This is a genomic window from bacterium, from assembly GCA_037200965.1.
GTDB lineage: Bacteria > Patescibacteriota > Minisyncoccia > Phycocordibacterales > Phycocordibacteraceae > C7867-001.
Genome location: JBBCGK010000001.1, coordinates 560,386 through 586,289, shown reverse-complemented (window position 1 = coordinate 586,289; position 25,904 = coordinate 560,386). Strand labels below are relative to the sequence as shown.

The 25,904-nt window shown below is 55.8% G+C and carries 27 protein-coding genes; 21 read left to right on the top strand and 6 right to left on the bottom strand.

Going from position 1 to position 25,904, the window contains the following annotated elements:
• Window positions 1-150 precede the first annotated feature (150 nt).
• The 15 genes from WDN10_03370 to WDN10_03300 all read left to right on the top strand — a co-directional run bounded on the left by WDN10_03370 (window position 151) and on the right by WDN10_03300 (window position 16,781).
• Window positions 151-3,144, top strand: a complete 2,994-nt coding sequence (locus WDN10_03370; protein ID MEJ0053735.1) for a UvrD-helicase domain-containing protein — start codon at window positions 151-153, stop codon at window positions 3,142-3,144.
• A 43-nt stretch (window positions 3,145-3,187) separates the two neighbouring features.
• Window positions 3,188-3,469, top strand: a complete 282-nt coding sequence (locus WDN10_03365; protein MEJ0053734.1) for a hypothetical protein — start codon at window positions 3,188-3,190, stop codon at window positions 3,467-3,469.
• Window positions 3,450-3,743 carry a hypothetical protein gene (locus WDN10_03360; protein MEJ0053733.1) on the top strand — a complete coding sequence of 98 codons (294 nt, stop codon included), beginning with the start codon at window positions 3,450-3,452 and terminating at the stop codon, window positions 3,741-3,743. Before WDN10_03365 ends, WDN10_03360 begins: the two co-directional genes overlap by 20 nt.
• Window positions 3,744-3,746: 3 nt before the next feature.
• Complete coding sequence (gene rsmA, locus WDN10_03355) at window positions 3,747-4,529, top strand: 16S rRNA (adenine(1518)-N(6)/adenine(1519)-N(6))-dimethyltransferase RsmA (protein ID MEJ0053732.1); 783 nt, start codon at window positions 3,747-3,749, stop codon at window positions 4,527-4,529.
• 50 nt (window positions 4,530-4,579) lie between these two features.
• Complete coding sequence (locus WDN10_03350) at window positions 4,580-5,575, top strand: thrombospondin type 3 repeat-containing protein (GenBank protein MEJ0053731.1); 996 nt, start codon at window positions 4,580-4,582, stop codon at window positions 5,573-5,575.
• Between the two features lie 2 nt (window positions 5,576-5,577).
• The gene (locus WDN10_03345) at window positions 5,578-7,179 is read left to right on the top strand and encodes a hypothetical protein (protein MEJ0053730.1); all 1,602 of its coding nucleotides are present in this window, start codon (window positions 5,578-5,580) and stop codon (window positions 7,177-7,179) included.
• A 3-nt stretch (window positions 7,180-7,182) separates the two neighbouring features.
• Window positions 7,183-9,186 (top strand): hypothetical protein, encoded by a 2,004-nt coding sequence (locus tag WDN10_03340; protein MEJ0053729.1) that lies wholly within the window; start codon window positions 7,183-7,185, stop codon window positions 9,184-9,186.
• Window positions 9,187-9,197: 11 nt separating this feature from the next.
• Window positions 9,198-9,776, top strand: a complete 579-nt coding sequence (locus WDN10_03335; GenBank protein MEJ0053728.1) for a hypothetical protein — start codon at window positions 9,198-9,200, stop codon at window positions 9,774-9,776.
• Window positions 9,777-9,839: 63 nt separating this feature from the next.
• A complete protein-coding gene (locus tag WDN10_03330; GenBank protein ID MEJ0053727.1) occupies window positions 9,840-10,274 on the top strand; it encodes a PrgI family protein in 435 nt (144 codons plus the stop codon).
• A 1-nt stretch (window position 10,275) separates the two neighbouring features.
• On the top strand, window positions 10,276-10,923 hold the full coding sequence (locus tag WDN10_03325; GenBank protein ID MEJ0053726.1) for a hypothetical protein: 648 nt from the start codon (window positions 10,276-10,278) through the stop codon (window positions 10,921-10,923).
• Between the two features lie 18 nt (window positions 10,924-10,941).
• Window positions 10,942-12,762, top strand: coding sequence for a DUF87 domain-containing protein (locus tag WDN10_03320; GenBank protein ID MEJ0053725.1), 1,821 nt, complete (start codon window positions 10,942-10,944; stop codon window positions 12,760-12,762).
• Window positions 12,759-13,250: a hypothetical protein gene (locus WDN10_03315; protein ID MEJ0053724.1), complete on the top strand. Its 492-nt coding sequence runs from the start codon at window positions 12,759-12,761 to the stop codon at window positions 13,248-13,250. The genes WDN10_03320 and WDN10_03315 overlap by 4 nt, the downstream gene beginning before the upstream one ends.
• Window positions 13,251-13,279: 29 nt before the next feature.
• A complete protein-coding gene (locus WDN10_03310; protein MEJ0053723.1) occupies window positions 13,280-14,254 on the top strand; it encodes a hypothetical protein in 975 nt (324 codons plus the stop codon).
• Window positions 14,251-15,528 (top strand): fibronectin type III domain-containing protein, encoded by a 1,278-nt coding sequence (locus WDN10_03305; protein MEJ0053722.1) that lies wholly within the window; start codon window positions 14,251-14,253, stop codon window positions 15,526-15,528. Before WDN10_03310 ends, WDN10_03305 begins: the two co-directional genes overlap by 4 nt.
• Window positions 15,529-15,530: 2 nt before the next feature.
• Window positions 15,531-16,781, top strand: a complete 1,251-nt coding sequence (locus tag WDN10_03300; GenBank protein MEJ0053721.1) for a hypothetical protein — start codon at window positions 15,531-15,533, stop codon at window positions 16,779-16,781.
• Here WDN10_03300 and WDN10_03295 read toward each other — a convergent pair.
• The 5 genes from WDN10_03295 to rpmH form a co-directional block, all read right to left on the bottom strand.
• Window positions 16,776-17,516, bottom strand: a complete 741-nt coding sequence (locus WDN10_03295; GenBank protein MEJ0053720.1) for a YidC/Oxa1 family membrane protein insertase — start codon at window positions 17,514-17,516, stop codon at window positions 16,776-16,778. The genes WDN10_03300 and WDN10_03295 overlap by 6 nt on opposite strands.
• A gap of 143 nt (window positions 17,517-17,659) precedes the next feature.
• Window positions 17,660-18,592, bottom strand: coding sequence for an aminoglycoside phosphotransferase family protein (locus WDN10_03290; GenBank protein ID MEJ0053719.1), 933 nt, complete (start codon window positions 18,590-18,592; stop codon window positions 17,660-17,662).
• Window positions 18,593-18,637: 45 nt separating this feature from the next.
• Complete coding sequence (locus tag WDN10_03285; GenBank protein ID MEJ0053718.1) at window positions 18,638-19,063, bottom strand: VOC family protein; 426 nt, start codon at window positions 19,061-19,063, stop codon at window positions 18,638-18,640.
• 40 nt (window positions 19,064-19,103) lie between these two features.
• Window positions 19,104-19,415, bottom strand: coding sequence for a ribonuclease P protein component (gene rnpA / locus WDN10_03280; protein ID MEJ0053717.1), 312 nt, complete (start codon window positions 19,413-19,415; stop codon window positions 19,104-19,106).
• Window positions 19,416-19,424: 9 nt separating this feature from the next.
• Window positions 19,425-19,583, bottom strand: a complete 159-nt coding sequence (gene rpmH / locus WDN10_03275) for a 50S ribosomal protein L34 (protein ID MEJ0053716.1) — start codon at window positions 19,581-19,583, stop codon at window positions 19,425-19,427.
• A 109-nt stretch (window positions 19,584-19,692) separates the two neighbouring features.
• Between rpmH and dnaA the strand changes: the two genes are divergently transcribed.
• From dnaA to WDN10_03245, 6 genes are all read left to right on the top strand, one after another.
• On the top strand, window positions 19,693-21,042 hold the full coding sequence (dnaA, locus tag WDN10_03270) for a chromosomal replication initiator protein DnaA (protein ID MEJ0053715.1): 1,350 nt from the start codon (window positions 19,693-19,695) through the stop codon (window positions 21,040-21,042).
• Between the two features lie 215 nt (window positions 21,043-21,257).
• Window positions 21,258-22,358 carry a DNA polymerase III subunit beta gene (gene dnaN, locus WDN10_03265; protein ID MEJ0053714.1) on the top strand — a complete coding sequence of 367 codons (1,101 nt, stop codon included), beginning with the start codon at window positions 21,258-21,260 and terminating at the stop codon, window positions 22,356-22,358.
• Window positions 22,359-22,368: 10 nt separating this feature from the next.
• Window positions 22,369-22,620: a hypothetical protein gene (locus tag WDN10_03260; protein MEJ0053713.1), complete on the top strand. Its 252-nt coding sequence runs from the start codon at window positions 22,369-22,371 to the stop codon at window positions 22,618-22,620.
• 103 nt (window positions 22,621-22,723) lie between these two features.
• Window positions 22,724-23,374, top strand: coding sequence for a DUF4145 domain-containing protein (locus WDN10_03255; protein MEJ0053712.1), 651 nt, complete (start codon window positions 22,724-22,726; stop codon window positions 23,372-23,374).
• Between the two features lie 12 nt (window positions 23,375-23,386).
• The gene (locus tag WDN10_03250; protein ID MEJ0053711.1) at window positions 23,387-23,761 is read left to right on the top strand and encodes a VOC family protein; all 375 of its coding nucleotides are present in this window, start codon (window positions 23,387-23,389) and stop codon (window positions 23,759-23,761) included.
• 185 nt (window positions 23,762-23,946) lie between these two features.
• Window positions 23,947-25,302 (top strand): serine hydrolase domain-containing protein, encoded by a 1,356-nt coding sequence (locus tag WDN10_03245; GenBank protein ID MEJ0053710.1) that lies wholly within the window; start codon window positions 23,947-23,949, stop codon window positions 25,300-25,302.
• 181 nt (window positions 25,303-25,483) lie between these two features.
• Here WDN10_03245 and WDN10_03240 read toward each other — a convergent pair whose 3' ends face one another.
• Complete coding sequence (locus WDN10_03240) at window positions 25,484-25,735, bottom strand: hypothetical protein (protein MEJ0053709.1); 252 nt, start codon at window positions 25,733-25,735, stop codon at window positions 25,484-25,486.
• Window positions 25,736-25,904: the final 169 nt, after the last annotated feature.

Here is a 25,904-nt window from a genome sequence, read left to right as displayed (position 1 = left end):
GGCGTGCTCCCAAGTACAAAAACGGCTTATATGGGCCATTTCTTGAGTTCTTCCGGGTCAGTCGATTCAGCTATCTTACCCGGGCAAAAACCCCTGTCAATGAAGGCTTGGTGAAGCTGGGGATAGGGGAATGTGGGGTATATTTGACCGGTGAACCACCTCGAAGACCTTAATGACGCCCAAAAAGCGGCGGTTCTCGCGACCGCCGGCCCGGTATCGGTGCTTGCCGGGGCAGGATCGGGGAAAACGAAGGTGCTTACCACCCGGATTTACCACCTTATAAAGGAGGGGGTGCCCGCCGAGAAGATCCTCGCCGTCACCTTTACCAACAAAGCCGCGCGCGAGATGCGCGAGCGGCTTTCAAGGCTTCTTCACGGCGGCCGGCCGCCTTTCATCGCCACATTCCACGGGCTCGGCCGCGAGCTTCTCGAGTCGTACGGCGCAAAGATCGGCGTGCCGAGGCACTTCACCATCTTCGACCGGGACGACTCCCAGAAAGCGATCGGCAAGGCTCTCAAGGAACTTGATGTCGACACGAAGGAACTTTCGCCAAGAGCGGTGTTGTCGCGCATATCGAAGGCCAAGGGAGCGGGAGAAACCGCGGAGAGCTTCTATGCCGAGCATGGCCGCAAAAGCTTCGGGGGGCGTATCGTCGCCGAAGCGTGGCTGCGCTATGAGAAAACGCTGAGGGAAGAGAAAGCGCTCGACTTCGACGATCTCATCTCGCTTCCGGTACGGCTCCTGCGCGAGCATGAGGACGTACGTGCGCTCGCGCAGGAGCGCTGGGACTATCTCCACATTGACGAGTTTCAGGATACGAACGCGCTTCAAGGAACGCTCGTCGGCATGCTTTCCAGGCGGCACGGGAACGTATTTGTGGTCGGAGATATCGATCAATGCCTTGTCGCCGGGACGAAAGTGGCAATGGCCGACGGTTCCGAAAGGAACATCGAGAAGATACGAATAGGCGACGAGGTTCGGTCGAACTACGGAAGCGGCGATACGCGCGCCGCGCGCGTTATTCGCGCTAAGCAGCGGACGCACTCTGGCACATTGGTGCGCATAACCACGGCCGCGGGACGGATCCTCACGAGCACGCCAGAACACGTGCATTTCGCCGGATATCGGCTCGGACTCATGCCGCAACTTTATTTTACGTATCTCATGGCAAAAAACGGTGTCGGCTGGCGGCTCGGCGTTTCGCGCGCCTATACGAACGGACAGCGCCTGGCTATGGCCGGATTCCAGCAGCGCTGCAACCAGGAGCACGGAGACGCGGTGTGGGTTCTCGGGACACACGATACTTCCCGGGCAGCACGGGTGATGGAATACAAGCTGTCCCTTTCATATGGTATCCCGACGCTCCCGTTTGTCGCGCGCAAGGGGAGCGGCACCGGAGGATACGTTCATGATCAAGGAACGATCGATTCCGTCTTCGCTTCTTTCGATACTGAGTCCGGTGCGAAGAAACTTATGGACGACCTCTTCCTTTCTCCTGCGCATCCGCACCACCGCGCGCAGGCGACCCGGAGCGACCGGCGAAACATCAACATAACGTTGTGCGGCGACCGGCGCGGGGAAACAACAATGCACAGGATATCGGTGGTGGGTAGCGACGAGGAAGGCAGCATCCTTTTACGAAAGGCCGGATTCTCCGTGCGTCCGGCAAAGAAAGGATCTGCCAGCTGGCGATTCGAATCCGCCCATAAGAGTTACGGGGCACTGCTTGAAAGCGTCGAACGCCTTCGCGTCGCGTTTCCAAGCGCGAGCATCGTGCGTGCGGCACGGCTTGGCGGGAAAAAGGCGAGGCTCAGGGACGGGAATTCGCTTCCGCTCCTTCCCGCCGCAAGCGTACGGCCGGGCATGGCGGTCTTTGATTCCGAGGGAGGATACGACCTTGTAGATAAGGTTGAACGCGTCCCCGCAAGGAAAGTGCGGGTATACGACATCGACATTGAAGGCACACACAATTTCGTCGCGAATGGCATCGCGACGCACAATTGCATCTATAGCTGGCGCGGCGCGACGATAGACAACCTGCTCGCGTTTGACGAAACCTACCCGAGCGCGAAAACCATCATGCTCGAGCATAACTACCGATCGACGGCGACGATCGTTTCCGCGGCGAACGCCGTGATCGAAAAAAACCGGCGCCGGAAAGAAAAGCGCTCGGTTACGGAAAACGCACCTGGCGATCCGATCACGCTCCACGTCGCGGACAACGCGGAAGACGAAGCGCGTTGGATCGCGCACGAGACGGGACGCGTGATACGAAACGGCACGGCACCGGAAGAAATCGCGGTTCTGTTTCGCACTAACTTCCAGTCCCGCGCGCTCGAGGAGGCGTTCCTTGCCGAAGGGATTTCGTACAAGCTCTTAGGTACGAGGTTCTACGACCGCAAGGAGGTGAAAGACGTACTCGCGTGGGTGCGTCTTTCGCTTGAACCCTCGCGCGAAGCGGACCGGATGCGCGCGGTGCAGGCGCCAACGCGCGGCATCGGCAAGACGACGCTCGGGAAACTTTCGGCAGGAAAGCGCGACGAGCTCCGGGCGGGCGAGAAGGCGAAAGTCGCGGCGTTCGAAGCGATAGTCGGGGAACTTTCGCGAAGCGCCGAAAGCGCGGCACCTTCGGAGTTCGTGCGGCTCGTCGTCGAGAAGAGCGGGCTTAAGGCCGAACTCGAGCACGGAAACGAAGAAGAGAAGGAACGCTTCGAGAACATCCAGGAGCTCGCTACTCTGGCGACGCGCTACGACGATACTCCGGGGCGGGGAGGCATCGCGGCGTTCCTTGCGGACGCGGCTCTTGCGGGAGACCAGGACGAGCTCGACCGCGTTGAAGGGAAGACGGGCGTTACGCTCATGACGGTGCACGCGGCGAAAGGACTCGAGTTCGATCTGGTGTTCGTAAGCGGACTTGAAGAAGGGTTGTTCCCGCACGAGCGCAACGAGGAAGACGACGACGAAGAGGAGCGGCGCCTCTTCTATGTCGCGATGACGCGCGCGAAAAAACGCCTCGTGCTTACGCTCGCACGCATCCGCCGCATCTACGGCGCCGACTTTATCACCGAGCCGTCGAACTTCTTGCACGACATCGATCCCGCGCTCATGAGACATTCCGGACAGGAACGTATCATCGAGGCGTGATTCCGGTTGCGCACGCGCGGAGCAGGTGATACACTTTTGATATATGGCGACAACCAAGGAGCGCATGCTGGTGACACTCGCGCCGTCGACCGCGCGGGCGCTCTCCCTTCGCGCCAAGCGGGAACGGACTCCGCGCGCCACCATCGCCGCCAGAATGCTTGACGCGGCTATTGCGGAAGAAGAATTCGAATATATAACGCCGAAAGAGCAGCGGGCGCTTGCGAAGATGCTCAAGGAACGTACCGCCCCGGGCACGAAATACCTCAGCGCGGGCGAGGCAGACGCGCTCTGGCGCAAATTGCACGATGAGCGCGTGGCGCGTTAGCTATCATAGCGAGGTTATTGCCAAAGACGCGCGGAGTCTCGACGCTTCGGTATGGAAGTGCGTACATACGTCTATCGAACAGCAGTATGCGCGCATGGCGCTTCCCGGGAAGCCTCTCGGGTACCCGCTTTCGGACTATCGCTCCCTCCGGGTCGGAGACTGGCGGGCCATCCGCCGGTGCAAAAAAGACGAACTGATCGTCCTGGTTCTGCGGCATCGAAGCCAGGGATACGGGCCGGACCTGCTTCGCGCGTTAAAGCGCCGGAGTTTCTAATCTATGCGCGCGAAGAAATCGCTCGGCCAGCACTTTCTCATGCACGCCTCGATTGCCGCACGCATCGCGGATGCCGCGGGCATCGGCCCCAAAGACACCGTACTTGAAATCGGTCCCGGAACCGGGCTTCTCACGCGGGAACTCCTCTCGCGCGCCGGGCATGTGGTCGCCGTCGAGACCGATAAGGAGCTTATTCCCATACTCCGGGAAACCTTCGCCGCGGAGATTGGCTTAGGAAAGCTCGAGCTTATCCATGAGGACATCCGCGCGTTCGACACGGCAGCGTTCCCGAAGCGCTATCTCCTCGTGGCGAATATTCCGTACTACATAAGCGGCGAGATCCTGCGCCGGTTCCTTACCGACGCGCACCAGCCCGCCTCGATGACGCTTCTGGTGCAGAAGGAGGTGGCCGTTCGTATCGCCAGAAGCAAGAAGGAGAGCCTGCTTTCGCTTTCGGTGAAGGCGTACGGCGAGCCGAAATACCGCTTTACGGTCCCCAAAGGCGCGTTCGTGCCCGCTCCGGCCGTAGACTCGGCCGTGCTCACCATAGAAAACATCGGCCGTGCTAATTTCAAGAATACGGCCCAGGAAGAGTCCTTTTTCTCGGCTATCCGTGCCGGATTCGCCCATAAAAGGAAGCTTTTGGCGCGAAATTTGGAGGCAATCGCCGCACCGGAAGCGATCCAACATGCGTTTCTTGCGGCGGAAGTTCCGGAGAAGGCGCGCGCGGAAGATTTGGGTCTTTCCACATGGCTTCTCCTCGCCAGCGCTATGCACACACCATGAAGGTATAGTGAGGTAAAACGGGCTTGCGTGCTATCCTTTACGGTACGCGTGTGACTAACAAAACGAAACAATGGAGCACGCCAGTTGCGCTCGCCATTGCCCTGGTAATGGTGTTTGCGGCGTACCTCATCCCGCAGTGGCCGCATCTTTTCAAAGCGTCGAACGCGGAGGCCGGGACGACCGACGATCTCCTCAAGGCCATAGCCGTAAAAGACTCCGACGGCGACGGCCTCCCGGACTGGGAAGAGTCGCTCTACGGTACGGATCCGGATAAGACCGACACCGGCGGGCGGGGCATGACGGACGCGCAAGCAGTCGCGCAGGGACTTATCGTGCCGAAGGCGCCGATACCGGCATCCTCGGTTGCTTCCTCGACCATAGCAAAAAACATTCCGGGGAAAGCGCCAGCTCCCGGCTCCCTCACCGAGCAGTTCGCCCAGGCATTCTTCGCGCAATACGTCGCGGCGCATCAGGGAGCGCCTCTTTCCGCGGACGATATGGCAACGTTCGTCGCGAGCGCGCTTTCGGAATTGGAGCGCGCGGTGCCGCAACAGGATGCATTTACGCTCGGGCAAATGAACGTATCGGGAAGCGGCCCGGAAGCAATGCGGACTTACGCGGCCGCTGCTGAAAATACGCTTGCCGGATATACAGCCCCTTCAAAAAAGAGCGAGCTCCTCTATCTCGGAGACGCGATAAGTGGAAGCGACACAAAGGCGCTCGACATGATAGGGAAGATCGCCGAGACCTATACCGGGGGAGCACATGCCCTCAGCAGCGTGCCGGTACCCGAGGAACTCGCGACGAAACATCTCGCGCTCGCGAACGCGCTCGCGAACATGGGCACAGTGACACAACAGCTCGCTGCGCTTGATCGCGATCCGCTCCTGACTTCGCTCGGGCTTGCCAAGTATCCTGACGACGTCATCGCGATGCGCAACGCGTTCGTCGCGATGGCACAGACATTCAAGGATGCGGGAGTGGTCGTCCCCGCAGGAGAGCCCGGATCACAGTTTCTCAGCATTTCGCCCGTTAACGGCTATTAACTATGCCGCAACCCCCCTCAAGTCGCGTCCGGGCCGCAGTTTTTATCATCGGGCTTTCGCTCGCGGCCCCGACACTCTTCGCTTCTTCGCGCGTGCAGGCACAGACTGTGCACATAGCAAGCGACTCAGCACCCACCACCTTCATCGAAATCGCAAAGCAAACGATCTCTGCTGCTGCCGATGCCGTAACGTCCGAAAACGCCCTTGCACTCCAAATAAAAGAATATGTGCTCGATCCGCTCGCTTATGCGGTCGTGCAGCAAGTGAAGGCCGCCATGGTGCAAAGCATCGTCAGTTGGGCGAGCAACGGTTTCAACGGATCACCGTCGTTCGTGGTGAACCTGAACGTGCATCTCGGAAACATCGTCGATCAGGTTGCGTCGAAATTCTTCTCGCAGATCGGTAACTTCTCACTCGACCTGCCTTTCAAAGTAAATACGGCGGCGCTTCTCCAGGCGGACTACTACAAGTCGACGTCGAGCAACTCATTCTTCCTTCTCAACCAGTGCACGCTCGGAAGCGCGACCGTTGCGGTTTCATCTTCCGGATTCGATTTCAATAAAGGCGGGCTCTCGGGATGGTTCAGGTTCACGATGGATTCCCAGAATAACCCCGTGGGCTTCGCGATGCGGGCGCGTGACGAGCTCATCGCCCGGGCGACTGCGGCAGTCACACAAAGCAAAGATGAAATAACTCAGAATAAGGGCTTCCTCTCCTGGCGCGGCGACTGCAAACTGCAAGGTCAAGCGCCGCAGACCGTTGAAGTGGCCGACCCGGTCGTAACGACAAACCCGGACGGCACGATGGACTTCCAGTTCTCCGACCCGGTCGTGAAGGACAATGGTGCAAACTGTCTTGAATACGATATCGAGACCCCGGGCTCGGTCATCGCGGACGCCGCGAGCAAGGCGATCGGCACCCCGATCGACTCCGTCATCTCGGCCGACGAGATAGACGAAATTATCGGTGCCGTTCTCCAGGGACTTATCAAGAACGTGCTCGGCGGCAGCGGCTTCCTGGGTCTTTCCAAACCGCAAGGCGGCGGCAGTGATTATTTCAGCCGACCGGACCTCGCGGCAGCCGATGCGGGGAACGTCTCGAATGTCGTATCCAATCTCTCGGAAGCGCTCCAGCAAGGAAAAACGCAAATTACGAAATATCAGAACGACTGGAAGAAGATCGGTGCCGCCGCAGATGCGGCAAAGACGGCGGCCACGGAGGCTGCCAACAGCCATACTGTCTTCGGTGCCTGCACTTTTGAAGAAGGAGCGAACGCGGGCGCCGTGATAGAAACGGTCGTGAATCCTGTGATAGACCAGGCTTCCGCCGCAGATGCGAAGGCCGTCGCTTCGCTTCAGACACTGGGCATTCTTTCCGAGCAAGTAACGCCTGCGGACGGTTCCGTTCCCGCCGCGGGCGCGCTTGCGCGGGCGGGACTCAACTATCAGCAATTCCTTTCTGCTTCAACCACGCCTTCCGCGAGCGAAATAGCGGACGCCGAAACGCAAAGCACCGATTCCGGGGGAGAGGGAGGTACGCTTATAACCACGATGAATAATATCGTGAAGGAGGCGAATGCTTGTCTCTCGCCAGTCATCCACTGAGCCATGAAAAAATTCCTTCTTTCGCTTCTGTTGCTCGCGATTCTCGCACTTCCCAGCGTAGCGTCTGCGACAAATCTTTCGTTGCTCGCACTCGGAAACGGGACGCCCGGATTCGGGACACCCACTCCGCCAGCGACCACTCCGCCGACAAATACTCCGGCAGCGCCCGCGCAAACGACACCGGGACCCCCTGAGTCCGGCACCAAAGGACCAACCGAATGCAGCATCTGGAGCGTAAGCACGTGGGTACCGTGCGCGATGGGCAGCATTGCTTATCTTTTTCTTACGCTCGCATCGGGCCTTCTGTGGCTTTCGGGCATTCTGCTCAATACGGCTATTTATTACAGCGTCCTCAACTTCGGCCAGACGCTCGGCGGTACCGCATCCGGCATCGGAATCGGCTGGGGGGTGCTGCGCGACGTCGGGAATATCGTACTCATATTCAGCTTTGTCTTTATCGGCATCGCCATCATCCTCGGCCTTCAAAACTACGGCCTCAAAAAATCACTGCCCCAGCTGCTCCTGTTCGCGATTCTTCTCAACTTCTCGCTCTTTATCTCGCAAGTGATTATCGACAGCTCAAACCTTCTGTCGACCGCTATTTATTCGAACATCAGTTCCCAAAGTTCGAGCACCTGCAGCATACAAAGCAGCAATAGTGCAAGCTGTTTTACAGATTCCGGCCTTGCGGGAGCGGTCCTCAGCACGCTTGGCATCGGCACTATTTTCGGAGAAGACGGGCTTCAGTCCTATACCAAATTCAGCGGGAATTTCAACGGTGTCATTGTCTTAATTTTATCGACCATCTTCGTGCTGATCGCGGCCGTCGTTCTGTTCGCCGCCGCGATCATGCTCGTAGTCCGTATCGTCGTGCTCGCTTTTTTGATGGTCCTTTCCCCGATCGGTTTTGCTGGCATGGCGCTGCCGATGTTCCATGGGTATGCGAAGCAATGGTGGACGACGATACTCCACCAGTCGTTCTTCGTTCCGGTTTATCTCCTCCTCACACTTATCGGGCTCAAAATCGGCCAGGGGGTCTCGGCGGCGGCGGGAGGCGGTGGTTTCGCGACCGCGCTTGCGGCCGGGGGGGGCGGTTCCGTAAGCGTTTTCATCACCTTCGCGATCATCATCGGCTTTATGATCGCCGCGCTCATGTCGGCCAAGGAACTCGGCGCGATGGGGGCTGGTTTTGCGGTGAGTACGGCAAGCAAAGCCACCAGCGGTGCGTTCTTCGGCATCAGCGCAGCCGTGGGCCGACGCACGATCGGCAGAGGATTCAACCGCCTTGGCAAGCGGTTCGAAAAGAGCGAGTGGCTGCGCAAGCGTCCGCTGGTTAATAGCATCGCCTTCCGCGTTGCGGATGCAGGCGCGAAAGCGACTTTCGACGGGCGCGGAGCCCTTGGGGGAATTGCTAAGGCAGGTGGCCTTGATTTGGGTACTGCCTCGAAGAGTAATTACCGGCAGATGGAAGCGGACGCTGAAAAGGGACGTCTGGAACGGTCTAAGCGCATGAAGAACACTCCGGAAGAACAAAAAATCATTGACGAGGCGGACGCTAAAAGAAACGCCTCGCAGAAACACGTCGACGAGCTTGAGGAGAAGCTTGACAAGGCAAAAGCGACCGGCGTGCAGGCCGATATCGATGCCGCAAAAGCGGAACTTGAGCGTGCCAAGGCCGCTCATAAGATTGTTGAGAAGACTCAGAATGAAATCATCGACACGTACAGCAAGGCTCCTCAAATCGGTATTGAAGAAATCAAAGATAAGGACGGAAATATCATCAGGAAAGGAAAGAAAGGGTACGCGCAGGCTCTTGAAGAAGACTTTAGCCTCTTTGGTATACCGCTTGAAAAGCCATACTGGCTCAGCGGTCCTGGGCGCGCTGCCGACAACGCCGCCGCACGAAAAATCCGAACCGAGGCAAAAAAGAAGAAAACCGAAAAAGAATACGATACTATCGAGGGGCTTCTCAAAAAGGCGGCTGAAAACGCGGGGGGTGCGAAATAATCAAAGAACATATGAACGAAACCGAACCGACGCTGGAAGAAAGTATAGGACGGATGATGGAAATATTGCCGCCGCCCATACGCGAATATCTGGCACAAGACGGCCTTGCAAATACCGCGCGCGCCATTACTTCCAAATACAAGCTCCATGTCGACCAAGGAGCAGTGGTGCGGCGCGAGCTTATGCTGGTATTAACGGGGACAGAAGCACCGGCAGAACTCGCACAATCACTGCAGGAGGAGCTTGGGCTCGCGCCGGAAATACTGAAGGCAATCCTCGAGGATATCAATAAGGATGTATTCCAGCCGCTTCAGGCAAAAATGCGCGCGGCAACCGCAGCAGCGCCGCAGGACACATCAATGCGGCAGGTGCCGCAAGTTCCGACGCATATCGCAAAACAAATACCTCCCCCTTCGAACCTGCCCGGGGCCGAAAACGCTGTCGTACGGCAGCAAAAGGAAGTCTCGCAATATCAGACACCACCAGCTACTCCGGAAACACGCCCTCCCTTTGAGACCCCGCCGCTGCCGCGCCCGATCGTGAAGGAGTATGCCGAGGACCCGTATCACGAGCCGATCGATCAACACTAGATACAGGAGAAGAAGAGGATAGCGCCCGCTTCGCGCGGCTCTTTTGGTATATACTGGAAGCAAATGGAGTATCCGGTACCCCAATTCATCGAAGTGGAGGACAAGATCGTGGGCCCGCTCACGCTCAAGCAGTTCATTTATATCGCGGGCGGCGGCGGCCTCTGCGCCATCATTATCCTCTCCCTGCCGCTCGTCCTCGCCATCATCCTCTGCATTCCCGTAGTTGCGCTCGCGGGAGCGCTCGCATTCTATAAAGTGAACGGCAAGTCATTCGTCGAGCTTATCGAGGCGGCGATCGGCTTCTACGGAGGAGGAAAGCTCTTCCTGTGGCGGCATTCCGACCCGACCCAGAGCGAGGCGGCCGCGACGACTGCCGCCGCGGCCGCCCGCGCCAAGGCCGAGGAAGTACGGCCGTCGGCGCTTCCGAAACTCTCGCAAAGCAAGCTCCGGGACCTTGCCTGGTCGCTTGACGTCCAGGACAGGAAGGATGAATCCTGATATGGCAGCTCCCCAGAAAAGCCAGGCGACGCAGCAGTTCGTTCCGGTCAAGGAAATCCGGAACGGCATCATAACCCTCAAAGACGGAGGGTACCGGGGAGTCCTTATGTGCTCGTCACTTAACTTCGCGCTCAAGTCAAACGACGAGCAGCGCGCCATTCTCGAGGGTTTCCAGAATTTTCTCAACACGCTCGATTTCTCGGTCGAGATCGTCGTCCATTCGCGCAAGATGGACATCCGCCCGTACCTCGCTCTTCTTGAGACAAAAGAGTCTTCCCAGAAAACCGACCTCATGCGGCTACAGCTTCGCGAGTACGTAGAGTTCGTACGCGATTTCACGGAGCGCGCGAACATAATGACGAAAACCTTCTATATCGTCGTGCCGTACGCTTCCGGGGCCGGGGTACAGGTCGCAAGCGCGATCGGCGGCATCTTCGGCGGAACAAAAGCCTCGTCCGCCGCAACGAAGGCGCCGGGAGCGTTCGAAGAAGACCGCGCGCAGCTCGAGCAGCGCATGGCGCTCGTTTCAAGCGGACTTTCGGCGACCGGGCTCCGGGCGATACCGCTCGGGACCGAGGAGGTGATCGAACTCCTGTACCGTTCCTTCAATCCCGGCGAGATCGAAAACCCGATCAGGCTCGAAGCATAGGCTATAGTACGACTACGCATGGCACTTCTCGACTTCTTAAACAAAAAACAGCAGCAGACCCCGGAGGTGATCCCGGTGCTGCCGAAAGACATTTACCGGAAGGGCGCGCTCGATCTCGTCGACACCATCGCGCCCGCGGCGCTTAAGATCAGCGCGCGGGAACTCGAGCTTGGCGAGAAATTCGCGCGATCGTTCTATACCATAAGCTATCCGAGCACGCTTTCGGATTCCTGGCTTTCGCCGATCGTGAACCTCGACAAACCTTTCGACATCGCGCTCTACATACACCCGGTCGAGACCGAAGCGGCGCTCAGGCAGTTCCAGAAAAAGGTGGCGGAAATACAAAGCCAGATATCGGAGCGCGAAGACAAGGGACTGGTGCGCGATCCGCTCCTCGATACGTCATACCAGAACCTTGAGACTCTCCGCGACAGCCTGCAGCGGGCGGAGGAGAAGCTGTTCGAAGTCGGCCTCTACATGACGCTCTACGCCGACTCGAAGGACGAGCTTGATAAGACCGAAAACGAGGTGACCGGACGGCTCAATTCGGTATTGGTCTACACCAAGCCCGCGCTCTTCCAGCAGGAGCAGGGGTTCCGCAGCGCGCTTCCCCTTGGCACCGACGAGCTGCTCGTCAATACCAAGCTCGATACGCCGCCGCTTTCGAGTTTTTTCCCGTTCGTCTCCTTCGACCTTACGAGCGACCGGGGCATACTCTTCGGCATCAACCGCCACAATTCCTCGCTCATCCTTTTCGACCGTTTCTCGCTTGAGAATTACAACTCGGTCGTCTTCGCGAAGTCGGGCTCGGGGAAATCCTATGCCACCAAGCTCGAGATACTTCGTTCCCTCATGTTCGACACCGACGTGATCGTGATCGACCCGGAGCGGGAATACGAGCAGCTCGCGGAAGCGACGGACGGCAGGTCGTTCAACATCTCGCTCTCGAGCGAGCATCACATCAATCCGTTCGACCTGCCGCCGGTAAAGGAGGACGAAAACCCGCGGGATATCCTGCGTTCGAACACGATTACGCTCGTCGGTCTCTTCCGCATCATGCTCGGCGGCCTCACGCCCGAGGAAGACGCGCTTATCGACCGGGCGATCGGGGAGACGTACGCCCTCAAAGACATCACGGGCGACAGCGACTTCACCGGCCAGGAGCCGCCGCTTCTCACCGACTTCGAGCAGGTACTGTCGGGCCTTGAGGGCAGCGAATCCCTCGTGCAGCGGCTTTCGAAGTACACGCACGGCACGTGGGCGGGGTTTCTCAACCAGCCGACGAACGTCGACATCAAGAAGCAATTCATCGTGTTCTCGGTCCGCGACATGGAGGACGAACTCAAGCCGATCGCGATGTATATCATCACGCACTTCATCTGGAACGCGATCCGGCACGAACTCCGGAAGCGCCTCCTCGTGATCGACGAGGCGTGGTGGATGATGAAGTCCGAGGATACGGCCTCCTTCCTCTACTCCCTCGCCAAGCGCGGACGCAAATACTATCTCGGCGTCGCGACCATCACGCAGGACGTGGAAGACTTCCTCCGTTCCCCCTACGGCCGCCCTATCCTCAACAACTCCTCGATCCAGCTGCTCCTCAAGCAATCGCCGACTTCGATCGACGTTCTCAAGGAAACCTTCAACCTCACGGACGAGGAGAAATACCTGCTTCTCGAGTCGGGAGTGGGGGAGGGGCTTTTCTTCGCGGGCCTCAAGCACGTCGCGATAAAGGTCGTCGCGTCGTATACCGAAGATCAGATCATCACGTCCGACCCCTCGCAGCTCCTTTCGATCAAGCGCGAGAAGGACCGGCTTGAGGGAGGGAGGGCGTCATGAAGCAAAAACGTGTCGGAGTGTTCGTGGCGGCGCTTATGTGCGGGCTTGCGGCGCTTTTCGATCTGATTCAATTCTTTCTGTTTTTTCTTAACTCAATTCCGGTCGTGGGGAATGCCGTCGCGTTTATCGGAAGCTGGTTTGTGGCGATCTTTGCCGGTATCGTTTTCTATCTGGTGTGGTTTCCGCTGCTTGGCATAAAGATGACGAAAGGCAAGTCGGCGAAGCTGCTCAACCTGCTCGGAAGCGCCGTGCTTGAAGCGACTCCTTTGCTTAATTCCTTGCCCGGCGTTACCTATGGGGTTATAAGCACTATCATCATCAGCCGAACTGAGGACGCCGCATATAATGCGGCCCATGCGGCGGAGATAAAGGCGAAGGAAGCCGAGCGGCGGCGCGCGGATGCATACGCTCGAGGAGCTGCCGAGATGCGAGCGGCGGCGGCAAACGATAACGAGGAGACCACGGAAAGTGCACAGGAGGCTGCCTGAAGATACCGAAAAGCTTGTATACTGAAGACATGCGTTTCTTCGCTTATGCACTCCTTGGTATTCTGTTGCCCGCGACAGTATTCGCGCAGGGCGTCTTTGGAACGGGGGGGCCGGCGCTTACGCTCGCCATTTCACCAGACTACCCACGGCCCTATGACACGATAACGGCAAGCCTGTCGAGCAACTCCATTGACTTGGCGGCCGCAATCATAACGATTCTTGCCGACGGGAAAGAAATTCCAATGACGAACGGGCGGGCGCGGGTCACGCTTGGCGCGGCCGGAAGCGCGACAGTGGTGAAAGCGATCGCAACCATCGGCGGCCAAGCATACAGCGCAAGCCAGACCGTGCGTCCTGCCGAAGTCGCGCTTATTGCAGAGCCTGCGGCAACAAGCCATCCGTTCTACCCGGGAGGCTTCGGTATTCCGTCGCAAGGGCAAGTACGCCTCGTCGCCCTTCCCGACTTGCGAGCAACCGGCGGGAAAAGATTCACCGATGGTACGCTCGTGTATAAATGGAAACTGAACGGGCAGGAACTCGCGGATCTTTCGGGCATCGGCCGCTCAGTTGTTTCTATGACGGCACCCGTCCGCTACCGCGACGCAACGATCGAGGTAACAGTCTTGAGTCCCGACCAATCATTGGTGGCTGATAGCGTTCTTCGAATCTCTCCATCAGACCCTTCCGTACGGGTGTATGAGAGCGATCCGCTCCTTGGAATCCGCTACGACCGCGCGCTTGGCGACGAGTTCGCCATGCCGGGCGCCGAAGCGACGTTCGTCGCGGTGCCGTATGGATTCGCACGAACGCCCGCGATCGTCTGGACCGTCAACAGCGGCGCAAGCGGCAGCAACCCCGCTATCACGCTGCGCTCCACGGGCGGGAAGGGGAGTGCGGCGGTTTCCGTCACGGCGACCCTCCCTCAATTGTTTGAAACGGCGACGCGTGCGCTGCGCATAAGCTTCGGGGAGACGAGCGGGGGTACTGGTATATTTGGACTATGAAATATCTTCCTATCCTCGCTTTTATTGTCATAGCATTCTTTTCCCCGAACGTAGCCGCTGCGGAAAGCTATGCGACCTATCCGGATCTCAAGTCCTGCGTCAGCGCATGCGGCGGCAAGGAGGAGAACTGCGCTCTCATCAAGGGTCTTCCCGGGAAAACGGCTGATTCGTATCAATGTACTGTTCCGGTAACGACACAGACTCCGGCTCCCTCCCCAACACCTACACCCCCATCTTCAGCAAAAGGAAGCTCTTTCGTACCGCTTGCGGCGGTTCCGGGGCTTACGGACGTAAACCCGAATAACCTTGCCGAATTCTTCAACGGCCTCTACAAGTTCTGCATCGGCGCCGCAGCGGTTCTCGCCATCCTCATGATCACGCTTGGCGGTTTTAAGGTGATGAGCGGCGACAGTATTACGGCGCACTCGGAAGGCCGGGATCAGATCGGCGGAGCGATCATCGGGCTCGTGCTCGTCCTTGCTCCGTTTCTCGTATTTAGCATTATAAATCCGGATATTCTGAGCCTTAAAATAAATACGTATGAGTTGCAGCCGACCAATTCTTCAAACACAGGAGGAGGCACGGGAAGTCCGGACGGTACCCAGGTTGGAGGAGGCAATACGGGAGGGGACGGCGACGGGACCGGAACGGTGGGAGATACGGCACCGCAAAGTCTCACCGTCACGGCACAGACTCTTACCAGCGTGACCCTTACCTGGAAAGCCCCCCCGAGCGGCACGGCTCCTGCTGCATACGACGTGTATGACAATGGCACCCTCGCGCAATCCGTGGCAGGCACGACCGCCACCGTCTCCAAACTCGCGGCCGGTTCGGACCATTCCTTTACCGTCAAAGCGCGAGATGCTTCCGGCGTAAGTTCGTCGGCGTCGAACGCCGTATCGGTCAAAATCGGCGCGGCAGGATACTACGTTTTCACCTGGTGGCACTGGTATGACGATGAGGCAATCGTTTCAAACGATAAGTCGAGGGCCTTAATGAGCTGCTGGGTGTACGGCGGCGGAACCCACCTCGGTGCGAGCGCCAACTGGATAAAAACACCCGACACCACCGAGGAATCTCCTCGTACCCCGGTTGACACAAAATCCTTTTGCGCGAAACGTCTTCAGGAGGCGCAGCAGTCCGCGGCTAAGAATGTTTCCGCTTATCCTGGATACAAGGCGAACGTGTACGACCTCAAATGCGATTTCACGAGCGCGGATGTCGATGAGATCGTCCCTGCGTCCGCGGCACCAGGCAAGGTGTGCGATTCCTGATTATGCGGCGCGTACTTATCATCCTCGCGATACTCATCGTCCTTGGAGGCCTCGGCGCCGCCGCATATTTCTTTATCTTCGCCGGAACGCCGACCCTCGTCGTCGATACCGGCACGAACCCGTTCGGAAACCCCGCAGGGGACGCTGCGGGAGGCGAAAGCGATACCGTAGACCCGGACACGGGCGGCGCGGCCGCCGGAACCGTAGTTACGCAACGGCTCATTGAGATAACGAAAGGCCCGGTGGTGCCGGGCGCCGTCGCGTTTATTTCAAGCAGTACGGCGCCGCTTCCCGCGGGCGAAGCGAGCGGCACAAGCACCGTGAGCCTCCCGGTCCCCGATACCGAAGTCCGCTACGCGCTTCGCGAGAGCGGAAATCTTTTCTCCTATCTCTTCCATGCGCGCGCGGCGAAGCGCCTGGTCAACAAAACGATCCCGGGAACTCAGGAAGCGACGTGGCTCCCCGACGGGTCGCTCGCATATCTTCGCTACGCCGGCGGCACCGCGGAAAACCCGGAGATCGACACCTACGCGCTCCCGGCTGACGGTACGGAGGGCTTTTTCCTTCCCGTAAACATCGCGGGTATCGCGACCGTCGGCTCATCTTCGGTATTTTCGCTTTCAAGCGGCGGCAACGGCTCCATCGGCACCGTCTCCAAGGCCGACGGCAGCGCTTCGCGCACCGCATTTTCTTCCCCCCTCGGAAGCCTTTCGGCACGCCCTGCGGGAAGCGGCCAGTTCGTCGCGTATACGAAAGCGACCGGACTTTCGGGCGGCTACGCCTTTCTCATCGACACCGCGGGCGCCATGAACCGGCTGTTCGGCCCCGTGCCGGGACTCGTGGCGCTTCCGAGTCCTTTGGGAACCTGGGCGCTCTTAAGCTATACCGAGCAGGGCAATCTGAAGACTTCGCTTCTGAACATCAGGACCCGGGAGCTGATAGCGCTTCCGGTCGCGACGATCGCGGACAAATGCGCGTGGACGTCTGACGAAAGCGCCGTCTATTGCGGCGTGCCGGTTCCGGGATCTCTTGCGACCGCGACCTATCCTGACGACTGGTATCAGGGGGCCGTTTCGTTCACGGACCGGATTTGGAAGATAGATGTCGGCGGGCGCTTTGCCGAGCTGGCGCTCGATTTCTCGGGAGCGACGGACGGGCCGCTTGACGCGACCGCGCTTACGGTCGATCCCCGGAAGGACGTGCTCGTGTTCCTCAACAAACGCGACGGCTCGCTCTGGGCGTACGATTTATAGGGCGACCGGCTTCGCGTCGAACTGGCGCTTTATATACAGCTCCTGGAGAATACTTACGACCGCGCCGGTGATGAAATAGAGGGCGACTGCGCCTGAGGTCGTGTATGCCACGACGCCGATGAGCACGGGAATGATGACGCGCATATAGAGGCCCATCATCCGGGTGAATTCCTCCTGGGTACTGAGAACTTCACCCTTTATCTTGGGAGTGGGCTTCGGCACCGCAAGGATGACCTGATAGTACTGGGCGGCGGCGGCGATAACCGCGAGCACGATGCTATGCCCCAGGACGCTTACGATCCCAAGAAAAAGAAGCGAGATCGTTTCCGGAACGGGAGTCGCCGTATAGAGAAGGTGCGCATTTAGCTGCGGAAACGGCTCGTGGAGGAAAACGAAATAGAGCGCGAAGAGGACCGGCATTTGTATAAGGAGTGTCACGATGCTCGCGAACGGGTTTACCCGCTCGGTCTTATAAAGTTCCATCGTCTTCGCGGCCTGCTCCTGCTTGTCGTCCTTGTATTGTTCCTTGATTTCCTTGAGTTTCGGCTCAAGCACCTTCATCGCGCGCTGGGTTCTCGAGGCGGAAAGCGAGAAGGGAAGGAGTACGAGTCGGACGAGTATGGTAACGCCGATGACCGCGAGACCGACGTCCCCGTGCGGGACGACGGATACGAGAAATACCAGGAGGTTGTAGATCGGGTCGTAGAAGAACGTGTGGAAAAGGCTTGAGATCATGCGTGCTTCGTATAATACCTCATTTATCGATTCCGTTCTCCCTCAGAGCGTCACCTAAATACACCCCTGCTATTCAACCGAGAGTATATGAATCAGATGGGCCAACGGGTGTTTGATGCGGCTGATGAAACGGAACATTTTGCCTACTGAGTATTCCTCGCCAAGCTCTCTTTAAGGCTCGCTGATTCAGGCCACGTATGGAGTTGGTCTAGGTCGTGGTCTATTGAGTATAGCTTGAGGCGCGCTTCAAGATTTTCAAAGTCAAAGAGTTGAGGATAATACTCTTTGTACTGTTCCATCAAACTCGCATAATCCTCTGCCTTGATGAGCGGTTCGGCTTCTTCGGAAGCGTATTTAGTCGGCTCGTTGACCATGCGTCGCACGATATCCAATACGAAATCTATCGAGTAAAAATCCGTCCTCTCAAAATCGAGCATTCCGACTATCTTTTTGTCTCGAACGATAAAATTATCGAAGTGAACATCAAAGTAAGTCAGTGCCATAACGGACTCATCGAGTGCTACTAAACTAGTCCTCACATACTCATCTACTCGCTCCGCCTGTTCAGACGAAATAGCATTAACAGAAAGGGCTTTCAGTTTATGTTCTTGTATTTTCGTAGCTATCCGTTCGTGCCATGAAGTTTTGGTATCAATATTGAAAGCGTCAGTAAAATCTTTAAAAGGCTCAGTGTTAATGACTTTAAGATAGGAGCAAATCTGTTCGACTATCGCCTTTCGCTCCTCGGTGGAATATTCGTGCCACCGCATATAAAGGTTATCTCCTTGAATCTTCTCGTATATGACATACGCCCTATCAAGGGCGGCTTTAGCGGTATCGGAATGCACGACTACTGGTGCGGGCAGCCTCTCCTTAAACAAATTGCAAAGGTGGATTTCCTTCTTTAGATACGACGTGTCTTCTTCGTTCCTAATGGCCTTAAAAATGTATTTATCGTCTACGGAATACACATCGTTTGAGAAGCCGACACTGAGTTTTTTGATGGTGTTCGGAGTGCCGAGGCCAACGTTAGTAAAAACACTTTTAATTTGGTCGTCTGTAAGCTTGGGAAGCATGAGAGTCTAAGCGGGGTTAAGATTGTGCGCCTTTTGATTAAAAACTTATTCAAATCGAAACTCCACTATCCACTCGATGCCATATTTGTCCCTGAACATGCCAAAATAGGTTCCCCACGCACTCTCACCGAGCGGCGCTTCGACTTGCCCTCCTGCCGAGAGGCCTTCAAATATAGCCTCCGCTTCCTCCTTGCTCTCTGTACTGACCGAGATTTTACTTCGGTTTTCATTTTCACTCACCCTACCCATAAATGAGGGTACGTCATTTGCCATCAATACGCTGTTCTTGCCAATCGGCAGGGCGATGAGCATGATTTTCTCCGCATCCGCGTCCGCTACGGGAAACTCGGAACTCGCAAGATCTTTCAAACGGATAATCTTTGTAAACTCACCGCCAAATACTGATTTGTAAAACATAAAGGCTTCTTCGGCATTGCCGTTGAAGTTAATCCAGGGATTTATTGTTGCCATAGGGTAATGGTAGCAGATAAGGTCTGCGGCTTTATTTGGGCTACACTTTTCTGAAAAGCTCCCGGAGCTCTTCCCGAAGCTCTTTTGAGCTAAGGGCTGCGGCTCCGGCTTTCGCAAATACGATGATCCCGAGCGCCGGAAGCGTGTTATACGACGCTAAAACGCCCAGAATCCGGCGTTTTAGCCTGTGTCTTCCGACCGACGTCTTCTCAACCTTCTTCGACACCACGGCCGCGACCCCTGCGGAGGTTTCGGAGAGGGTAGCGGAGAAGTGGGGGGAGAAAAGCCTCGTGCGCGAAGCAAGAAGCTTCGGGAAATCCTCGCGGGAAACGCGCTTTTCGCGCGGAAACATGGCTTTTGGCTAGACGAGGCGCGGCTTCGAGACCGTGAGCTTCTTGCGGCCCTTCTGCATGCGGCGCTTGAGGACGCGGCGGCCGCCCGGGGTCTTCGCGCGGGCGCGGTATCCGTGCGCGCGGGCGCGCTTTCGCTTTTTCGGCTGATAGGTTCGCTTGGTGGACATGCGTCAGGTATGAATTCGACTATACACAGGATATTAACAGCTTCTCCCCGGAGAAGCAACGAAACCGCCCGCTACCCATTCCGGACCGGACGCGTATAATGACGCGACGATGAACCGTACCGATCCGAGAGAGCTCTGGGAACACGTGCTGACGCAGGTAGAGCTCTCCGTTTCCCCGGCTAATTTCAAGACCTGGTTCGGCGCGAGCCATATCGTGAAGATAGAGGACGGGATCGTGCAGGTAGGCGTCCCGAGCCCCTTCTTCCGCGACTGGTATCTGAAGCATTTCAACGCCCTTCTCCTCAAGATCATCCGGGGCGTCTCCTACGAGTTCCGCAATATCGAGTACGCGATCGTGAAAGACGAGCGCCGGAAGCCCGCCAGGGAGCAGAAAACCGACCGCCAGACCGTCTCGATGCCGCTTGACGACTTCTATATCAACAAAAGCGACAACCTGAACCCCCGCTACACCTTCGATTCGTTCGTCATCGGCTCCTTCAACGAGCTTGCCTATAGCGCCGCGCAGGCGGTGATACAGCGCCCGGGGATCATGTACAACCCGCTCTTCATCTATGGCGACACCGGGCGGGGGAAGACCCACCTCATCCAGTCGATCGGCAACCAATTCAAGAAGCTCTATCCGACCCGCAAGGTCTTCTATCTCACTTCGGAGAAGTTCTGCGTCGAATACAGCGACTCGCTCCAGGCGGGCAATCCGAACCGTTTCAAGGACAAGTACCGCCAGTACGATCTCCTCATCATGGACGACGTACAGTTCCTTGCGAAGAAGGAAAAATATCAGGAGGAACTCTTCCACCTCTTCAATACCCTCCACGACAACAACAAGCAGATCATCTTCTCCTCGGACCGCGCTCCCGCGGCTATCCCCGACATCGCGGAGCGGCTCAGGAGCCGCTTCTCAAGCGGCATGGCGGTCGATATCGGGGAACCCGACACCGAGTCGAGGGTTGCGATCATCCGGCGCAAGGCCGCGTCCCACGGGGTTACGCTCGCGGACGAGGTCGCGGAGTATATCGCGCTCTCGGTCCCGGGGTCTATCAGGGAGCTCGAAGGAGTCGTGAACAGCGTCGTCTGCCACACGCAGGTGAAAGGGGTGCCGCCGGACATCGCCGAGATACGGCAGTCGCTCCGGTCCTTCGCGAGACCGTCAAAGACGGTCTCGGTGAAGCATATCGTCTCGAAGGTCGCCGAATTCTACGGCATCGGCGAGGAAAGCATCTATGAGAAGACCCGCAGGAGGGAAGTGGTGCGGCCGCGGCAGGTGATCATGTACCTCCTTCGCGAGGACTTCAGCATCTCGTATCCGACCATCGGCTCGAAGCTCGGGGGGCGCGACCATACCACCGTCATCCACTCCTGCGAGAAGGTGAAGCGTGAAATCATCGACAACAGCGACCTCGCGAAGGAGATCCAGGACATCCGTACCATGTTGGTATAATGGGGATTACGTATGTATAACCTCCGTACAAAAACAGGGACATCGGCGGGAAAACTCCGGATGGAACCGTTCTCCGCTCCCGGTCGGTTTTCTTCCGCGCCGGTTTCTGGAGATAAAAGCGGAGTTATGCAGCCGGGGGTTTCCGAAACGGCCCCGTACATGCGGGGCTTGCGGGAGTTTTCCCGATATCCACAGAGCTAATAGTATTAGTATTTATGCTTATTATTTTAGAAAAGAAAGGACTCGCGGAAGTAGTGCATACGGCGGCGCGATTCGCACAGCGGGGCTCCGCGACGCTTCCCGCGCTCTCTTCGATCCTGATTGTTGCGGGGGATGACGGCATCAAATTCCGTGCCACAAATCTCGAAGTCGGCGTCGATCTCAAGGCGGACGGGGAGATAAAGACTCCGGGCGTGGTCGCGCTCCCCGCGAACCTCCTCCAGCAAGTCGCGAGTGCGCTTCAGGGGAACGGGTCCGTGACGCTCGAGCGGACCGGGGATACCGTCGTGCTTTCTTCCGGCACGTCCCGCGGCGTCCTTAAGACCGTGCCGTACGAGGATTTCCCGACGATACCGTTTCCCGAGTCCCCAAAGAGCACGTTCCAGATTCCGGGCACCCTCCTTCGCACAGCGCTCAACTCGGTCGTTTCCTGCGCCTCCACTTCGACCATACGCCCGGAGCTCGCGAGCGTGCTTGTCGCAAGCGAGGGAGGGTCGCTCGTTACCGCCGCTACGGACTCCTTCCGTCTTGCCGAGAAGCACACCTCGCTTCCAGGCTCCGTCCCCTCATTCTCGCTCCTTATCCCCGCAAAGAATGCTCTGGATATCGTACAGACGCTTCCGGACGAGGCGGTGACGCTCTCGATCGACGAGCACCAGTGCGCCATCGGGTGGGGCGGGAGTCTCGTGACCACGAGGCTTGTGAGCGGAAACTATCCCGACTATCGCCAGATCATCCCGAAGACGTTTTCGGCGGAAGCGACCGTGCTCCGGAGGGATCTTGATGCCGCGCTCAAGCGCACCACGATCTTCTCCGACTCGTTCCAGAAGGTGCGTATGGCGTTTGATAAGGAGAAGAAGCAGATTTCGCTCCAGGCCAGGAATGCGGATGTCGGAGAATCTTCCGAGACCATTTCTGGGAGTCTTACAGGAGAGAATATCGAGCTTTCCTTCAACCATCGTTATCTTCAGGCTGCGGTGGCGCTTTCAGGCGCGGAGAGTGTCACGCTTTCTGCCGGGGGAGTCGGAAGGCCGCTCGTTATAAAGGGTGTCGGCGATGCGTCGTTCCTGTATCTTGTGATGCCGATGAATCAGTAGCTGACTCTCCATGAAATCCCTCTCGGACATATTGCTCAAGCACCCGGTACCGGGCCTCCGGCAGTCCGAGAGGCGGAGGGTGTGCGCGGAGACCATAAGCAGCGTCCTTGGCCTTACGATAAAGGCGAGCCAGGTGTCTTATGAGGACGAGACCGTGTCGCTTAAAGTATCCCCTGTGATTAAGTCCGAAATGCATCTGCGAGAGGCGGCCATAACGGATGCGCTCCGGGGGGCGGGGGTGGCGGTGAAGGGGATTCGATAACAAGCTTAGTATTCGAGTCTGAGACGGCCACCCAACTCGTGCTAGGGTTTCGCGCTTGGGAGGCGTCGCTTAGCAAAATCGCAAGAAGCGATATAATGAAAATATGATTCAAATGACATGGACAGACGGAAATAGATGGAGTGGCAATTGTCCTAGGTGTGGGCTGCACTCCTATTTTGCAGAAGTTTGGCAACACCAGTTCCGTGAAGGACAAACCGTCTGCGTAGTTGAATGTCCGGGAGGGCATGCTTTTGTCGTCGAACATGAGCCAGGATTTAAAAACAGAGTAAAATTCGTTTATCCAGTAATTTCAACTCATCAAGTACCATCTTGGCTCCCAGAGAATTACCGCGAGATCTGCGGTGAAATGTATGTCGAGTTCAATAATGGCAATTACAGAAGTTCAGTTGCCTTAGCGGGAATTATGCTTGATGCACTTGTAAATGCATTCTTAAAGTCACCTTCAGATGCGGGAAAGAGCCTAAAAAAGAGATTGGAGTTGCTAAAGAATGGAGATGCGATCGATGCAGATCAATTTGCAGATAGCACAGTTGCTCGACTCGGCCGTAATGACGTTATGCACCCAGATGATTTAGCGGCGCCAGTAACCAAAGAGGATGCAAACGAAGTAATCGATGCAGTCATTTCAGCACTGGAGGGATTTTATAAATTCCGTCGAGCCCGAGCACTTCCTGCAGCTAAACAGGCGTCTGTACAAGATGAGCCTACAGCAACCGAAGAAGAACCGCGCTGATATAATTCATATATGCTCGACCATATAACTTTTAAAGTAAGTGACATTGCAGCTACAGCTCGATTCTATTCTGCTGCGCTTTCTCCCCTTGGATATTCACTGAACTTTGATCAAACATATGAAGATCATGTTCGTGTTATTGGCTTCGGAAAGGATGGTAAGACAAATACGTTCTTTGCCGGTGAAGCACCCATAAGTGGTCCAGCACACATCGCTTGGAAAGCTCAATCAAGACAGGAGGTGGATGAGTTCCATAAATTAGCTCTTGATGCGGGAGGAAGAGATAACGGAACACCAGGTATTAGGTCTGAATATCACGAAAACTACTACGGAGCATTTGTACTAGATCCAGATGGAAATAATGTAGAAGTAGTATTTGGTAACTAAGTCCTCGCCGCACGAGACGCATCGTTTTATATTCTCGAAACTCATCAAACGTACTAACCCGGACTTGTCTCTATACGGTTCGAACTCGAGGCGGCCAGCCAACTCGTGCCAGGGTTTCGCGCTTGAGAGGCGCAGAACAATCGTACTGCTCGTGGTACTTCATTTTTTGTACTACAATTATAGTTGTGGAGATCGACATTAAATCAGCAATCAAAGAAGTCGCGCATCTATTGGAGGTATGGCTTCCTTTAAGACTGCAATACGATAAAGTGCTTGGTGTTTCAATTGCAATTATTTATAAAGGAGAAGTTTTGTATAAGAAGGGTTTTGGATATGCTGACCTAGAAAAAAAGATTGAAGTTAGTGAAAACACCCTATATCACATTGGTTCTGTTTCAAAGATGTTTACATCGGTTGCAGTTTTTCAACTCGTAGAAGAAGAAAAGATCAAACTCACAGATTCAGTCTCAAAGTATCTCCCATGGTTCAAAGGAGAGAATGAAAACGGCAAATTAGAAGATATTACAATTAACGAATTACTGTCTCACACGTCTGGTATTTGGAGCGAAGGTACTACACCCCATTGGTTTACAGGTGAATTCCCCACGACGCTTCAGCTTCTTTTAGACGAAGCTTTGGTTTTTAAACCATCTTCTCAGTTCAAATACTCCAATTACGGCTTCGCGGTTTTAGGCGAACTTATTGCTGCTGTAAGCGGCCTGTCTTATGAGGAATATATTCAAGCAAATATCTTAGATAGGCTAGACATGGTCTCAACCTTCACTGATTATAAAAAAGATATAGGAGGTCTTGCTAATGGCCTTGGACGAGAAATACCAGGTCAGGAAAGGGAAAAGTACGGGCATTACTCTGCTAATGCCTATGCGCCAGCGACTGGCTTTATTTCAAATGCTATTGATCTTGCAAGATATATAGCCACCTTCCCGTTTAAGGCACCAGAGATTCTTTTAAAGAATGAATCTAAACAAAGTATGGTTACAGAGCCTGATTTCTATACCAGGAGTACGGATAAATACTGTTTAGGGATTGAAATGTATGACGTTAGTTCTAAAAAAGTATATGGCCATGGCGGAGGCTTCAAAGGTTTTGTATCAAAGGTTGCCATTGATTACGGGAATGAACTTGGTGTTGTTGTGCTCGCAAATACCTCAAAAGCTCCGGTATGGGCATATGCCCAGAGCATTTTTCAAGCAATATACAGTCTTACTGAAAATAATTCTGATTACACGTCGGAAAATAAAGTTGATGGTATAAAATACGAAGGTATTTATCGGAATTCTGGAGAAGACAAGGTAGTAGTTAAGATAAAAGATACGCTAGTTTCTTTTGATATGAATACAAGCTCTCCACTATTTGGTAGCAATAAAACGATTCTTCAGTCGATAGATGAAAGTAAGTTCCTATTAAAAGGAGGGAGCGGATTTAGTTCGAGAGGGGAAATAGCTACATTTAGCGATATAAAGGACGGAATACCACAGAAGGTTACTTTCGGGGCAACGCCGCTAATAAGGGTTGAGTAAGACAGTTTCCCTTGCGCGCTCGAGACGGTCGGCCCATAACTTTCATGAGTCGCTATGGGTTAAAATAAATATACGTTTTTTCTTGAGCTAAGGCTCCAACTTCGTGCCGGACGGCTAGCTGACATTTTCACGAAGAATATTCAAATCAGGTTGGTGGAAGACGTTCAAAAAACCGGCTCCCTTACTCCAAGGGAACCGGTTCAAGCCCTGTTATATCCACGGAAAGGTTGGAGACCTTCGTAAAGCCATACTGACCAATCTCACCATTTCCTTTCTTGATCCACAGAGCATAGTCTTCGTCGCTGGCGCAGGTCCACACCGTGCCAAAATATTCTCCGGTGGTATAAACGCCGCGATGCGTCCGGTGCAGACAGGGCACAGGCCCGGTAACTTTCTTGAAGCCGAGGCGGCTCAAAGATTCAGAGTAATACATGATGCCCTCCTGAGCGCGACAGAAGATTGGAACTGCCGGAAGAATCTAGACCCTATAATCCTTGTACTAAACTATGTTACTACTGTCAATGTCGTGCTCCGTTGTCGGGGTTCGAACCTCGCTGTGCCAGGGCATGTTCCAAAATCGTCTTAGACGACCAACTCGCGCA